Origin of the sequence: Bacillus sp. SRB_8 (assembly GCF_003264205.1) — a bacterium.
GTDB classification, from domain to species: domain Bacteria; phylum Bacillota; class Bacilli; order Bacillales; family Bacillaceae_G; genus Bacillus_A; species Bacillus_A mycoides.
Genome location: NZ_NADT01000157.1, coordinates 1 through 317 on the forward strand (window position 1 = coordinate 1; position 317 = coordinate 317).

Genomic DNA, 317 nt, shown 5'->3' on the forward strand with positions numbered 1-317 from the left:
GTCGGTGGGGCCGGGGCAGACCACGTTGACGGTGATGCCCTGGCGCGCGTGTTCCCGCGCCAGGGTCTTGGACAGCGCCACCAGACCGCCCTTGCAGGCGGCGTAGACGGCCTCGCCCGAGGAGCCGCCGCGCGCGGCGTCGGACGCCACGTTGACGATGCGGCCGGCTTTGCGTTCGACCATGCCCGGCAGCACCGCGTGGTGCATGTGCAGCGCTCCCGTGAGGTTGATGGCGATGAGCCGGTCCCACTCTGCGGGAACCGTTTTGGTGAAGGGCTTGAACACGTCCCAGCCGGCGTTGTTGACCAGCACATCGA

Annotated in this window: 1 protein-coding gene; it reads right to left on the bottom strand. The window is 69.4% G+C overall.

What is annotated here, in order from left to right; translation table 11 throughout:
- The coding region (locus B5P40_RS32310; RefSeq protein ID WP_142936394.1) for an SDR family NAD(P)-dependent oxidoreductase at window positions 1–317 on the bottom strand (317 nt) is incomplete at both ends.